Annotated in this window: 11 protein-coding genes; 4 read left to right on the top strand and 7 right to left on the bottom strand. The window is 60.4% G+C overall.

Going from position 1 to position 14,480, the window contains the following annotated elements; all coding sequences use genetic code 11:
* Positions 1 to 142: 142 nt before the first annotated feature.
* The 4 genes from AC4PS7_RS01320 to AC4PS7_RS01305 all read left to right on the top strand — a co-directional run bounded on the left by AC4PS7_RS01320 (position 143) and on the right by AC4PS7_RS01305 (position 3,589).
* Positions 143 to 1,954 carry a penicillin-binding protein activator gene (locus AC4PS7_RS01320; RefSeq protein WP_010213053.1) on the top strand — a complete coding sequence of 604 codons (1,812 nt, stop codon included), beginning with the start codon at positions 143 to 145 and terminating at the stop codon, positions 1,952 to 1,954.
* Positions 1,954 to 2,325 carry a YraN family protein gene (locus tag AC4PS7_RS01315; RefSeq protein WP_010213054.1) on the top strand — a complete coding sequence of 124 codons (372 nt, stop codon included), beginning with the start codon at positions 1,954 to 1,956 and terminating at the stop codon, positions 2,323 to 2,325. Before AC4PS7_RS01320 ends, AC4PS7_RS01315 begins: the two co-directional genes overlap by 1 nt.
* Positions 2,326 to 2,417: 92 nt before the next feature.
* Positions 2,418 to 3,011 (top strand): phosphoheptose isomerase, encoded by a 594-nt coding sequence (locus AC4PS7_RS01310; protein ID WP_021491872.1) that lies wholly within the window; start codon positions 2,418 to 2,420, stop codon positions 3,009 to 3,011.
* Positions 3,008 to 3,589: a BON domain-containing protein gene (locus tag AC4PS7_RS01305; RefSeq protein WP_010213057.1), complete on the top strand. Its 582-nt coding sequence runs from the start codon at positions 3,008 to 3,010 to the stop codon at positions 3,587 to 3,589. The genes AC4PS7_RS01310 and AC4PS7_RS01305 overlap by 4 nt, the downstream gene beginning before the upstream one ends.
* Positions 3,590 to 3,650: 61 nt before the next feature.
* On the opposite strand, the gene AC4PS7_RS01300 is transcribed toward AC4PS7_RS01305, so the two are convergent.
* From AC4PS7_RS01300 to AC4PS7_RS01270, 7 genes are all read right to left on the bottom strand, one after another.
* Positions 3,651 to 4,424 (bottom strand): YiaD family glycine zipper/OmpA-like lipoprotein, encoded by a 774-nt coding sequence (locus tag AC4PS7_RS01300; protein ID WP_021491873.1) that lies wholly within the window; start codon positions 4,422 to 4,424, stop codon positions 3,651 to 3,653.
* 192 nt (positions 4,425 to 4,616) lie between these two features.
* A complete protein-coding gene (locus AC4PS7_RS01295) occupies positions 4,617 to 5,261 on the bottom strand; it encodes an MBL fold metallo-hydrolase (RefSeq protein ID WP_010213059.1) in 645 nt (214 codons plus the stop codon).
* An 85-nt stretch (positions 5,262 to 5,346) separates the two neighbouring features.
* Positions 5,347 to 8,076: a winged helix-turn-helix domain-containing protein gene (locus tag AC4PS7_RS01290; RefSeq protein ID WP_044286651.1), complete on the bottom strand. Its 2,730-nt coding sequence runs from the start codon at positions 8,074 to 8,076 to the stop codon at positions 5,347 to 5,349.
* A 225-nt stretch (positions 8,077 to 8,301) separates the two neighbouring features.
* On the bottom strand, positions 8,302 to 9,666 hold the full coding sequence (locus AC4PS7_RS01285; protein ID WP_010213061.1) for a DUF1329 domain-containing protein: 1,365 nt from the start codon (positions 9,664 to 9,666) through the stop codon (positions 8,302 to 8,304).
* A 27-nt stretch (positions 9,667 to 9,693) separates the two neighbouring features.
* Positions 9,694 to 11,556: a DUF1302 domain-containing protein gene (locus tag AC4PS7_RS01280; RefSeq protein WP_010213063.1), complete on the bottom strand. Its 1,863-nt coding sequence runs from the start codon at positions 11,554 to 11,556 to the stop codon at positions 9,694 to 9,696.
* 332 nt (positions 11,557 to 11,888) lie between these two features.
* Positions 11,889 to 13,571: a fatty acid--CoA ligase gene (locus AC4PS7_RS01275; RefSeq protein ID WP_010213065.1), complete on the bottom strand. Its 1,683-nt coding sequence runs from the start codon at positions 13,569 to 13,571 to the stop codon at positions 11,889 to 11,891.
* Positions 13,572 to 13,829: 258 nt separating this feature from the next.
* On the bottom strand, positions 13,830 to 14,462 hold the full coding sequence (locus tag AC4PS7_RS01270; RefSeq protein WP_010213066.1) for a LysE family translocator: 633 nt from the start codon (positions 14,460 to 14,462) through the stop codon (positions 13,830 to 13,832).
* Positions 14,463 to 14,480: the final 18 nt, after the last annotated feature.

Below are 14,480 nucleotides of genomic sequence, written 5' to 3'. Positions count from 1 at the left end.
CGGCCGATGCCTTTTCAGCCGTTTGACGCCCGTTGCAACATTTGCACGACCTAAATCGACGGTTTCACGCCAGTAACATCGCGCCTGGGCCAGTGCTTGGGTACAATTCCACGCTAATTTGATCGGTATCAGGAACACTTACATGATCGCTTGCCTGCGGCTGCTCTCCGCCCTCTGCCTCGCTGCCTTGCTGGCCGCCTGCGCCAGCTCGCCCTCGTCCAGCCTTGGCGACCTTCCACGGACCCCGGACGCCAGTATCGAGCAACTGCTCGAACAGGCCACCACCGCCAAGACGCCAGAAAAGGCCGCATTACTGCGCCTGAGTGCGGCAGACATGGCCTACAAGCAGAACAACCCTGGCCGCTCGTCGCAGATTCTTGCGCAGGTGTCCCTGGATGTCCTCAAGCCAGCCGCGCAAGTTTTTGCCAGCACCCTGGCCGCTGAACTTGCCATGGCGCGCAACCAGCCCAAGGCCGCGTTGACCGCCCTGAACCACCCAAGTCTGCAAAGCCTGAAGGACCTGCCGCCCGAGCAGCAGATCCGCACCGCCAGCGTACACGCCCGTGCTTATGAAGCCGATGGCCAGACCCTGGCCGCCGCCCGTGAACGTGTCGCCATGGCCCCACTGCTCACGGGCGATGCCGCCAAAAGCAACCACGAAGCTATCTGGGTATTGATTGCCGCCCTACCGGCGGAACAGTTGCAGGCCAGCGGCAACCCGACGCTCGACGGCTGGATTACCCTGGCCCAGGCAGTCAAGGGCGCCGGTACGCTGGAGCAGCAACAGGCTGCCATCGACACCTGGCGTGCGCAGAACCCGGGCCACCCGGCTGCCGTGCAACTGCCAACGCCACTGACCAAGCTCAAGGAACTGGCCAGCCAGCCCCTGACCAAGATCGCCCTGCTGCTGCCACAGGATGGCCCGCTGGCCTCCGTCGGCAAGGCACTGCGTGAAGGCTTCATGGCTGCGCACTACCAGGCTGAACAAGCCGGGCAGAAGCCGCCAGTGATCGAGTTCTATGACAGCTCGCGCCTCACCTCCCTCGACGACTTTTACGCCAAGGCCCAGGCTGCAGGCGTACAACTGGTAGTCGGCCCGCTGGAGAAACCGCTGGTCAAACAGCTCAGCGCGCGCCCACAACTGCCGATCACCACCCTGGCACTGAATTACAGCGAGAGCGATCGCAGCCCGGCGCAACTGTTCCAGTTCGGCCTGGCCGCAGAAGACGAAGCCCGCGAAGTATCGCGTCGTGCGCGTGCCGACGGCCTGCACCGCGCTGCAGCAATGGTGCCCCGTGGCGAGTGGGGCGAGCGTGTCTACAAAGCCTTCCGCCAGGACTGGGAAGCCAATGGCGGCCAGGTCATGGGGGTTGAGTACGTCGACCAGCCGGTCGCCCTCGCCCAGCAAATTGCCGATCTGTTCCAACTGCGTAAAAGCGAAGGTCGCGCCAAGAGCCTGCAAAGCACCGTTGGCACCGACGTCGCGGCGCAACCATCGCGTCGCCAGGACATCGAGTTCATCTTCCTGGCCGTGACCCCGCAACTGGCCCAGCAGATCAAGCCGACCCTGAACTTCCAATACGCCGGCGATGTGCCGGTGTACGCCACGTCCCACGTGTTCAGCGCCAGCGGCGACAAGAACCAGTACCTGGACATGACCAATGTGATGTTCTGCGAAACCCCTTGGCTGCTCAACACCACCGACCCGCTGCGCAATCAGGTTGCCGCTCAATGGCCGCAAGCCAATGGCAGCCTGGGTCGCCTGTACGCCATGGGCGTCGATGCCTACCGCCTGGCGCCACGCCTGGGGCAACTCAAGGCATTGCCGGACACCCGAGTTGACGGCTTGTCGGGCAGCCTGGGCATCAGCACCACCCAGCGCGTTGATCGCCAGATGCCATGGGCCAAGTTCGTCGGCGGTGAGATCCAGCGTCTGCCGGACACCCCGCGCTGATGCCCGAGCGGTCCAGCGCACAAAGTGGCAAGGATGCCGAACTACAAGCGCTGAAGCACTTGCAACAACAGGGTCTGCGCCTGCTGGCGCAGAACTGGTTATGTAAACGTGGCGAGCTTGATCTGGTCATGCTTGACGGCGATACAGTAGTATTCGTCGAAGTCCGCTACAGAAAACACGCACAATGGGGTGGCGCACTCGCCAGTATCGACGGGCGCAAGCGTCAAAAGCTGATACTGGCCGCGCAGTTTTTCCTGCAGAAAGAGCATCGCTGGGCCGACGCCCCCTGCCGTTTCGATGTGGTTGCCATAGAAAGCACACCGTCTGGTCAAGCTGATCTGAACTGGCTCAAAGATGCCTTCGACAGCTGATTCGCCGGACATCTTCACCACACACTTTTGCTCTTTGCTTTGCGGGCTGCACATTCCTGTGCCAAACAGCCGCGCTACTTAAGGTCACACAGATGGACATGCAATCCAGAATTCGCCAGCTTTTCCAGGCCAGTATCGACACCAAGCAACAGGCGATGGACGTACTTGCACCGCACATCGAGCAAGCCAGTCAGGTCATGGTCAACGCCTTGCTCAACGAGGGCAAAATGCTTTCGTGCGGCAACGGCGGTTCGGCCGGCGATGCCCAGCATTTCTCGTCCGAGCTGCTCAACCGCTTCGAGCGTGAGCGTCCGAGCCTGCCGGCTATTGCCTTGACCACCGACTCGTCGACGATCACCTCGATCGCTAACGACTACAGCTACAACGAAATCTTCTCCAAGCAGATCCGCGCCCTGGGCCAACCGGGCGACGTGTTGCTGGCGATTTCCACCAGCGGCAACTCGGCGAATATTATTCAAGCGATCCAGGCCGCACATGATCGCGAAATGATTGTCGTAGCATTGACCGGACGCGATGGCGGCGGCATGGCCTCACTGCTGCTGCCTGAAGACGTGGAGATTCGCGTCCCGGCCACAGTCACCGCACGTATTCAGGAAGTCCACCTGCTGACGATCCACTGCCTGTGCGATCTGATCGACAGCCAACTGTTTGGGAGTGAAGAATGACCGTTAACCGCCTCAGCCTTTTAGCCATCACCCTGTGCCTCGCTATCAGCGGCTGCAGCACGGCCATCACTGCAACACGCGACACCCCTATTCAGGATGACAAGGGCACCCGCACTTTCGGCAGCAAGATCGATGACTCGCTGATCGAAACCAAGGTTGAAGTCAACGTTGCCAAGGCCGCACCGGACCTGGGCAATGGTGCTTCGCGCATCGTCGTGACCAGCTTTAACGGCGTCGTGCTGCTCGCTGGCCAGACGCCACGCGCCGACCTCAAGGCCCAGGCCGAGCAAGCCGCCGCCGCCGTACAGCGCGTGAAGAAGGTACACAACGAGCTGCAAGTGATGAACCCGATCACCCTGCTGGCCATCAGCAACGACGCGCTGCTGACCACCAAGATCAAAGCGCAGATGCTCACCGATAACGCGATCCCTGGCTCGCGCATCAAGGTCGTCACCGACAACGGCATCGTCTACCTGATGGGCCTGCTCACCCAGGCCGAAGCCACTCGCGCAGCCAACCTGGTGCAGGGTGTTTCCGGTGTGCAGAAAATCGTCAAGGTCTTCGAGTACATCGATTGATGTAACCGACAGCCACAAAAAAGGGCGCCTTACTCAGGCGCCCTTTTTTATTCACGAATGTTTACTGGTACTGCGAGTACGGATTGCCCTGGAACTGGTTGTTCTGTTGTGGCGCCTGTTGCTGGGCACCCGGCTGTCCGTACTGTTGGCCAGGAATCGGGCCGAGGTTCACTTCCACACGACGGTTCTGGGCACGGCCGTTGACGTCGGCGTTGCTGGCAATCGGGTTATCCGGGCCGGCACCGCGGGCGCTCAGGTTGGCGCCGTTGACGCCTTGGGAAGTCAGGTAGTTGGCTACGCTCTGAGCACGGCGCTGGGACAGGTCCATGTTCAACTGGCGGCTACCGGTGCTGTCGGTGTAACCGACGATCTGGATAGTGTTCTGGTTGAACTGCTTGAGCGAGTTGGCCAGGTTGTTCAGCGGCTGGTAGAAGCTGCTGGAAATCGCGTCCGAGTTGGTCGCGAAGGTGATGTTGCCTGGCATGATCAGCTTGATCTGGTCACCCTGGCGCTGAACTTCAACACCGGTGTTGGCCATGCTTTCACGCAGTTTCTTTTCCTGCTGGTCGGCATAGTAGCCGTAACCCGCGGCACCGGCACCCGCAACGACGGCGCCGATCAGCGCGCCCTTGCCACGGTTGTTGTGATCGATGGCCGCACCGGCCAATGCGCCGGCCAGGGCACCCAGGCCACCGTACTTGGCAGTCTTGCTCATACCGCCGGATTCATTACTCGCCTGTCCCTGGCTGCTGCCGTCATAAGGGTTAGGGGATGCGCAGCCGGACAACAAAGCTACGCAGGTAGCGACAACAAGCAGACGACGCGAAGTGAACATGGGGGGAGCTCCTACTTTTGCATTCTATGGTGCAAAGGACATTGGCAATGGACCTGTGCCGAGTTTGGAACGCGACAAACGGCAAAAATTCCGTGACTACAGAAACCGTAGCAGACGCTCACTGAACACGACCTGAGTTTTTGCTACAAGGTTTGCCTGTTATAGAACGCGCTCTGCCCGGCAATGAACCCTTCACGCCCGCACAAATGGGTTCTCACGCATTTCATCGCCCAGCCGGGTATCCGGCCCGTGGCCGGTCACTACCGTCGCGCCCTCGTCCAAGGTATACAGGCGCTGCTTGATCGAGCGCACGATGGTCGCCTGGTCGCCGCCCCACAAATCGGTGCGCCCGATACCACGCCGGAACAGCGTGTCGCCGGCAATCAGCAGCTTGGCGTCGGCAAACCAGAAGCTCATCGACCCTGGCGTATGGCCGGGTGTGTGCAACGCCACGCCACAGCCACAGGCCAACTCTTCATCATGTTCCAGCCAACGATCCGGCGAAGGTACAGGGGTATAGGGCACGCGAAACATCTGGCATTGCATTTCCAGATTGTCCCAAAGGAATTGATCTTCTTTGTGCAGGTGCAAGGTGGCACCGGTCTTCTCCTTCAACTGGCCGGACGCCAGGAAGTGATCCAGATGGGCATGGGTGTGGATGATGCTCACCACTTTCAGTCCCAGGGCATCGAGCCGCGCCAGGATCAGCTCATGGTTGCCGCCTGGGTCGACCACGATGGCCTTTTTGCTGACGGGGTCGCCGATAATGGTGCAGTTGCACTGCAGGGGGCCGACGGGGAAGGTTTCGCGGATGAGGGTCGGCTTGGCGGTTTCCATTCTGGGTCCTGTCGTGCAAATGAAATATCGTTTCCGGGCGAACATCGCCGGAATAAGTGCACTATTAAAACAGACTGGAGTATCCCTAGCCGATCAACCTCAGCTCTTGGGCCCTCGCCACTGCTTGCGTACGACGCTCTACACCCAGCTTGCTGTTGATGTGGCTCGCGTGAGTCTTGACCGTGTGCAGGGAGATAAACAGTCGATTGCTGATTTCCTGATTGGAGCAACCTTGAGCGATCAATTGCAGCACCGCCAGCTCCCGCGCGCTCAAGGTCTCATGGGTAGAAGCCGCTTCTACCACGACTACCGCCGGTAACAGCGCCAGCAGGCTCTGGCTCAGCAGGCCGTGAGGATCTTTGGCCAGCTGCTCACGCATCCAGTCCGGGTGGGTTTCCAGCAATCGCTGGAAGGGCTGCAAAGCCCCGCCTATGCCGGCCTCAAGGGCCTGGGTAAAGACTGGACGCGCCTTTGTCTCCTGCCCCTCCTCCAGCAACAGTTGCACCCGTTGGGTCAGGGCCATCAACGCGATCATCTGACGCCCGCTGTTATGCGCCTGCAGCGCCAGCTCTTCGAGACGCTGCAACGCCGCCGCAGGTTGGTGGCGAGTGGCGTCCAACGCAGCCTGTTGCAGCCCGATATGCTGCGGCAGGTGCGGGTGAAACTCCGGCGCGGCAGCGGCGTGTTCGCCATGGTAAGTTTGCCCCAGGCGCGTCAGCCAGGCGTCGGCCAAGTCGGTGCGGCCCTGGGCCAGCCACAGCTCGCACTTGATCAGGGTGATCATCGCCAGGTAGTAGATCGGCGGCACATCCCAGATATGCATCAGGCGCTCAGCCTCGGCGAGTTCGGCAAAGGCTTTGGGGAAGTCACCACGACGCCCTTCGAAATTGGCGATCACACAATGGCCGATCAACACGCTGATATCGCGACAAGCTCGGGCTTCGGCGAGGCCGGCACGCAAACGGGCGAGGCCGGCGTCGGGCTGGAGCCGCACCAGCAGCAGAAAACCTTCGTAGAGCGACAACCGCGCACGCACTGCATACAAGCGCTGCGGCGCCAAGCCGTGCAGGCGTTGCAAGCCCTGGCGGACTTCATCCAGGGAACGCAGGATCTCACCGCGCGCTTGCAACACTCGCGCGCGGTCGTAGTGGGCCAGGGCTTCGAACAATGGGTTGCCGACGCGCTGCGCCAGCTCCAGGGATTCACGGTTCAAGCCACGTGCACGCCAGAGGTCGGCATCGACAATGGCCAGGTTGGACAGGGTCGATAAGCACATCAACCGCTGGCCGTAACGCCGTTGTGGCAAGCTCTCCAGGGCCTCGCTGCAATAGCGCTGGGTCAGCTCGCGATCGCCCCGGCCGCGGGCGATGATCCCGCTCAGGGCCAGCCACTGGGCCAACATCGATTTCTGCGCGGTAGCCGACGGCGCCGGCAGGAAGCGGCTGAGGTAGCTGGACAGTTCTTCCGCTGCATCCAACTGGCAGGCCAGGCCCAAGGCCCAGCTGTAGAGCACGATCAAGCGCGGCGTGCTGATCAGCAGGCTGTCGGGCAAGTCCATTTTCCAGCGCAGTAGCATGCCAACATTCTGCTCAGCCAGCAGTTGTTCTTCAGACAGGTTCTGTACCAGGTTGGCCGCCACGTCCAGATGGCCGGCGCGCAGCGCCTGCTCCACCGCTTCATCGATCAAGCCTTGGGCATTGAACCAGCGACACGCACGCAGGTGCAGGCTGGCCGCTGGCAGAACGTGACTGCTGGCGCGCCGTGTGCGCAGCAAATCAGAAAAAAGATGGTGATAACGGTACCAATGCCCTTGGTCGTCCAGTGGCACCAGAAACACTTGGTGCGCCTGCAGGTAACGCAGGATTTCGGCACTGTCGTGGGCTTCACGCACCGCGTCGCAGAGTTCGCTGCAAAATCGATCCTGAGGGGCGGTGTCGTACAAAAACGCCTGCACGTCGGCCGGCAGGCAGTCGATGACTTCTTCCAGCAGGTAATCGCGGATGAGCCCTTCGCCGCCGTGCAGGCTCTGCGGCAAGGCGCCGTCGCTACCGGCTTCAGAGGCGGCCAACAGCCAGAAACGCAGGCCGGCGACCCAGCCTTCGCTGCGGCGGATCAGGTTATCGAGGGCTTCACCTTGTAGGGAATTGCTGTGGCGATCCAGCACTGCCAGTGATTCGTCGTGAGTCAGGCGCAAGTCCTGTTCATGCAGCTCCAGCAGATGACGCGACAACCGTAGCCGCGCCAGATGCCAGTCCGGACGCTGGCGGCTGGTAACCAACACCACCAAGCCGTCAGGCAAATGATTGAGGAAAAACTGCAGGCAGCGGTCGAGCACCGGCCCTTGGGCCAGATGGTAATCATCCAGCACCAGCAACAGCGGCGCACGGGTGGACAGGTGGACAGCCAGTTCGTCGAGCAGGCCATCCAGCCACTCTTCAAAGGCAAAGGGTTGGTGACGCTGACGCATTTTCAGCAGGCCCAGCGATTGGGCGCCGAGTTGCGGAAAGAATTGCTGCAAGCCGTCGAGCAGGCGTTCGAGGAAACGCCCGGGGTCGTTGTCCCGTGGGCTCAGGCCCAGCCACAGGCTTTGCCAATGGGCCGGCAGGCTCTGGCAAAACTCCACCGCCAACGAACTCTTGCCAAACCCAGCCGGTGCGCTGACCAGCAGCAAGCGCCCTTCCAGACCAGCGCTCAGGCGTTCGCACAGGCGAGGGCGCAGCACGTAGCCGTCAGGCAGAGGTGGCCTGTAGAAGCGACCTTCCAGGGTCGGAATGACCGTGCTGGCAGGCCCTTGGATTCGGGACAGATCAGTCATCGCCGGGCTCTTGTAGAAGGCTGTTGTCGGCATTGCAGATGTCCGCAGACTAGCGGTAAAAGCGGCGGGTTTGTAGATCTTTGCAACATTTGCCTGAAAAAGAACTGCGACAAAAAATGTGGGAGGGGGCTTGCCCCCGATGGCGGCGGATCAGTCAATGCGCTTTTTGACTGTCCCACCGCTATCGGGGGCAAGCCCCCTCCCACATTTGCAAGCTAACGCAGGTTAGCGAACACCATCCTGGCGCAGGGCCGCCGGGGTGAAGTCGCTGGTGGTGGCGGTGAAGCCAAAGTCATACGCCTGCTTCTCTTCGTTCTTCATGCCCAGCGCCAGGTAGCGGCCGGACTGCAGGTCGTAGAGGGTTTCCAGGGCGTACCACGGCACTTGCTTGTCGTAGTAGTTCTCGGCATGGGCTTCCGCCACGCGCCACAGTTGGCCACGGCCGTCGTAGTGGTCGATCACGGCCGCTTGCCAGGTGTCTTCGTCAATGAAGAAGTCACGCTTGGCGTAGATGTGACGCTGGCCTTCCTTCAAGGTCGCGACCACGTGCCAGACGCGGCGTAGCTCGTAGCGGGCCAGGTCCTGGTTGATGTGGCCGGCCTTGATGATGTCGGCGTATTTGAGCTTCGGATCGTCGATCTTGTAGCTGTTGGAGGCGATGTAGATTTCTTTCTTGCCCTCCAGCTTCCAGTCGTAGCGATCCGGTGCACCGTTATACATGTCGAGGTTGTCGGAGGTACGCAGGCCGTCGGCGGCGGTACCTGGCCCGTCATAGGACACTTGCGGCGCCCGGCGCACACGGCGCTGGCCGGCGTTGTAGACCCAGGCCGAACGCGGTTCCTTCACCTGGTCCAGGGTTTCGTGCACCAGCAGCACACCACCGGCCAGACGTGCCGGCGCGGTCACTTGCTGCTTGAAGTAAAACAGCACGTTGCCTGGGTTTTTCGGGTCGTAGTCCTTCATCTTGTCGCGGAATACAAACTGGTCACGGAAGTACACCAGGCTGTAGGATCCGTTGGTTTGCGGCGTGGCCTGGGTCACCAGACGGGTCACGCTGCCACCGCGATAACGGGTGATGTGGTTCCAGATCACCTCTACGCCGCTTTTCGGAATCGGGAACGGTACGGCGGTTTCGAAGTTTTCCAGGCCGTTACCGCCAGACACCAGGTTGGTCGTGGTGGCGTTCTTCTTGATGGAGGCAAACACATCAGCCGGCACTGTGGCACCGCGATGGGTCGGATAGACCGGCATCTTGAAGGTTTCCGGATAGCGCTTGAACATCGCGTACTGCCCCGGCGCCAGCTTGTCCTTGTATTGCTCCACGTTCGCTGCGGTGATGGTGAATTGCGGTTGTTCATTGGCGTAAGGGTTGGCCAGGAACCCACGGGCGTCGACGGCACCCGCGTTGGTCGGCAGCGGCGACCACTTAGGAATGGTGCCCGCCGCGTTACCGGCCATTTCGGCGCCCATCGGCGTCAGGGTCGTGCCCAGCTTGGCAGCTTCATCCGCCGACACCGCCGCCATGACGTTGCTCGCCAGGATCGACAGCCCAAGCACACCCACGTGCAACAGACTTTTGGTTATTTTCATGTTCTGGTCTTCCTGAAATGCGTGTGCTTAGAAGTTGGCGCCGAAGCTCAAAGCGACGAAGTCGCGGTCATCCACCGTGCTGAACTTGCCACCAAAGAAGTTGGTGTAGGCCAGGCTGGCGGTGTAGGTGTTCTGATACTCGGCATCCAGGCCCAGGCTGACTGCCTTGCGACCTTCTTCGAAGTTACCGCCAGGGCCTGGCGAATAACCTTTGACGTCATGGGACCACGCCACGTTTGGCTTGAGGTTGACGCCGGCGAACACGTCCGGGTATTCCCAGATGGCGCGAGCGCGGTAGCCCCAGGAGGTGGCGGTGGTGTAACCGTCGTTGTTGCAGTTGGTATTCAGGCTGGCGGCATTAGGCAAACCACCGCCTTGTGCTGTGGAGTTGTTGAGCGCGTTGCAGAACCCCCCTGGTAGCGAACCCGGACCAAAGACTGGGTCACGGCCATAACGTGCCTCGGATTTGCTTTCCAGCCCACCGACATGGGTCACGCCGATTTCACCGACAGTGGTCAAGCGGCTGGCGCCCATGACTTGATCGAAGAAGTGCGTGAAGGTGGTTTGGAACTGGGTGACTTCCTTGCGGTTATAACCATGCAGGTCCTGACCCGGCGTCCCTTTCAACACAGACGCATTGTTGAAGGGCGGAAGTGGCGTTACGCCGGCGAAAAGAATGTCTGTGGTGCTCAGTTGTACCGGTGCATTTGGGCGATAGCTCAACTCGCCGCTCCATGCAGTCCCCGTAGGCAGGGTAGTGGAGAAACTCAAGCCATACAGACGAATATCTTCCGGGTATTCAACGAAATAATTGGAGTTACCCGCGACCACCAACGGACGCAGCTGGGCTGGCACACCAGGCGTTGCACCGGTGTATTTCGATTGCGGTGCGCCCTGGGCACTGAAGATCGGCGCACGACTGTGGTAGTTCATGAAGTAAGCGCCGAACTCTGTATCCAGCGGCTCGAAGTTGTAATGGAACGCGACACCGAACTGACCACTGTCGCGCGCATCACGATCTGGACCACGACGCACCAATACGCCTTCGTTATTGACGTCGACGCCATTGGCGGCAAGCCCTGGCAGTACTGCGGCAGGCAGGAAGCGACGACTGTTCAACACGCGCAAATTGTCACTGCAGCCGTCGGAAATAACATCAGGCTGAGAGAAGAAAGTGCCGCAGTTATCGGTAACGGTCTGGTCCCATTCCAACTGATAGAACGCTTCCGCCGACAGGTTATCGGTCAGTGTCTGCGACACATAGAACATATTGACCGGAATCAAGCCTTCCTTGATCTCAGCCCCCGGACGACGGAACGCGGACACGTCGATCGGGTTGATCGAGTTGATGCCGCCGCCAATGAAGGTACTTTCACCCCAGCTCACCACCTGCTTGCCAAAACGTACCGACCCCGGCAAATCGGCAATGTTGTAGTTGTGGTAGATGAACGCATCGAGAATCTGCCCGCCAGAGGACTTGGCGCCCTCTTTACGGTTGTTGTCGCTGATGTCCTTGAACGGACGGCTTTCGTCCTTGAGCTCAAAGTCATACCAGTACTTGCCACGCACAAACACACCGGTATCGCCGTACTTCAGTTCCAGGTCATGAATACCCTTGAAGATCTTCGAGAACGTTTCACCGCGCTTAAAGTTGAGGTGACCGTCGTCGGAAGTTTGGGATAAGCCACGACCACCGTTGTTGACGCCAATCAGATCCTTGTTGGGCTTGGCTGTCGACCAGCTCGCCCCCACGGAAAGCGACGAGTCAAAACTCCCTTCGATTTCACCGATATTGAAACTGACGCCGAATGCGGGCCCGGCGAGCGTAGAAGCGAGACTGACGGCCAGGGGCAGTCTTGCCCGGCGCCAGAACTGGTTTACTGAGGTCATCGACGCTACTCCATGTGCATTATTGTTATGGCAGTGAGTTCTTTCTGTTGATGCGTGTAACAGCCGGAATACAACGATTCCAATGCCGCTCGGCAGCCGAGCCCTCATGGCCCGAAGCGGAACATCCTTGAAAAACTCTGAGTGGGACTATAGCCAGCAGGGGGTACTGCTTGATCCCTCTAAAGTGTGATTTGCATCACCAACCCGTCTGCCACAGTCCTTTCGCCATGTCGGCGAGGGCCGACGCGGCAAGGATGGCTGAAAATCGGCAAATCACAAGTAAAGGTGCCAGATAGAGCATTGCCGTGCCCGAGCGGGCACGGCGAGGAGGGTCAGAGGGTGGACAGGAAGGTGCTGTTGTTCGCCTGCCATTCAATGATGTCGATACGGATACGTTTTTTGTCGAGTTTTCCTACACTCGTCTTGGGAATTTCCGTAACAACGGCGATTTGGCTAGGAATCGCCCATTTGCTCAAATGGCCCAATTCCACGAACGGCTTGAGGTGTTCCTTGAGCTCGCGGGCGCCTATCACATGGCCATCACGCACCACCAGCAAGGCAAACGGGCGCTCGCCCCACTGCGGATCGGCAATGCCCACCACCGCTACTTCGCGTACCGCCGGGTGACGGCTGACCAGGTCTTCGAGGGCCAGGGAGGAGATCCACTCGCCGCCGGTCTTGATCACATCCTTGATGCGGTCGCGAATATCGATCACGCCAAATGCATCGAGGGTGGCCACGTCGCCCGTGTGCATCCAGCCGCCCGCCCACAGCTCGGCGCCCTTCTGCGGCTCGTTGTAATAACCCTCGGTCAGCCACGGCGCGCGCAGGACCAACTCGCCCTGGGACTCGCCGTCGGCGGGCAGGAAGTTACCCTCAGCGTCCATGATCGCCGCTTCCACCAATGGCCCAGGCACACCGGCCTTGATGCGGTAGGTGATGCGCTCGTCCTCGGTGCCGGCCATCAGTTCTTCGTTGAGGTGGGCGCAGGACACCAGCGGGCCGGTCTCGGACATGCCGTACGCGGCGGTCAGTTGAATCCCACGGGCCTTTGCCGCCTCATACAGCGTACGGTTGAGGGCACTGCCACCGATGACGATTTTCCAACCGCCAAAATCCACGCCTTGGGCGGCCTTGGCGTTGAGCACCATCTGCAGGATGGTCGGTACGCAGTGGGAGAAAGTGACCTTTTCCTTACGCCATAGCTCCACCAGGTATTCCGGGTCGTAGCGACCGGGGTAGACCTGCTTCAGGCCGAGCATGGTCGCCACATACGGCAAGCCCCAGGCGTGCACGTGGAACATCGGCGTGATCGGCATGTACACGTCGTTGGTGCCGAGCAATCGCACGCTGTCGACGCTGCCCATGATGGTCGCCACACCTATGGTGTGCAGCACCAACTGGCGGTGGGTGAAATACACACCCTTGGGGTTACCGGTGGTGCCGGTGGTGTAGAAGGTGGTGGCGACGGAGTTTTCGTCGAAATCCTGGAAGTCATACTTCGGGCTGGCGGCGGCGAGCAGGCTTTCGTACTCGCCCACCAGGTTGGGCAGCTCGGCAGTCTTGGAATCGCCGTCGGTGAGCAGCAGGGTCTTGTCGACCGTCGTCAGGTGCCCGGCAATCGCCTGGTAAAGCCCCACGAACTCACTGTTGACCAGCACGAAGCGGTCCTCGGCATGGTTCATGGTGTACAGGATCTGTTCCGGCGACAGGCGCACGTTGATGGTGTGGATCACCGCGCCGATCATCGGGATGGCGAACATGCATTCCAGGTAGCGATGGCTGTCCCAGTCCATCACCGCGACGGTATCACCGGCCTTGACGCCGGCCTCGGTCAGCACATTAGCCAGGCGGGCAACGCGTTCGATCAGGGTCGGGTAGGTGTAGCGCAGCTTGTCGCGGTAGACGATTTCCCGGGTCTTCTCGTAACGGGCGCCGGACATCAACAGGCGTTTGATCAACAGCGGATATTGGTACGCACCTTCGGCGGGCGGGATAACACGGGTCTGCAACATACGAATCCCTTTTATGACTGCACGGTCTTGGCTTCAAGATCTGCACTGTAGAGACCTTATGTTTCAACCAAATCAGCCAAAGGAATGATTTGCAGCCCCCAATGAATGCTAGCTTTGCGCCAGCATTGAAGCCTTACCGAGCTCCAATTTGGGAGCGGGCTTGCTCGCGAATGCGGTGGATCAGTCACGCATGTGTTGACTGTCACAGCGCATTCGCGAGCAAGCCCGCTCCCACATTTGTGCGGTGCTCACTCGAGTTTACTTCATGCTGGTGAAGGCCAGTTTTACGCCAATCGCAATCAGCACAGCGCCCATGGTGCGGTCGAACCAGTGGCCCATCCGCGCAAACCCAGCGCGCACGCGCTGCTGGCTGAACAGCATCGCCACCAGACAGAACCACAGCGCCGTCGCCACTGCCAGGTACACGCCGTAACCAGCCTGGATCGCCAGCGGTGTGTGCGGGTTGATCACCACGGTGAACAACGACAGGAAGAACAGCGTGGCCTTGGGGTTCAAGCCGTTGGTCACGAAACCGGCAGTGAAGGCACCTCGCGGGGTGCGTTCGCCCGCTTCGCGGTGCAACTCGCCCTCGGCGGCAGGCTTGGCCGGCTGCGCGCGCAGGGCCTTGAAGCCGATGTACAGCAGGTAGGCGGCCGCGGCCCATTTCAGGGCGTTGAACAACACGATGGACTGGGACACGATCAAGCCGATACCGAGCAACGAATAACCCACGTGCAGGAAAATCGCCGAACCGACGCCCAGTGCAGTCCAGGTCCCGGCGCGACGGCCGTGGGTCACACTTTCACGCACCACCACCGCGAAATCCGGGCCGGGGCTGGCTACCGCCAGTAAGTGAATCAGGGCTACGGTCAAAAACTCGGCGGCGTACATGCTCACTCCCATTAAGTA

The sequence above is a fragment of the Pseudomonas sp. DW-iso3 genome, from assembly GCF_058725305.1.
Note: the sequence above shows the minus strand (reverse complement) of the source record. Positions and strands in the feature narration are given on the sequence as shown.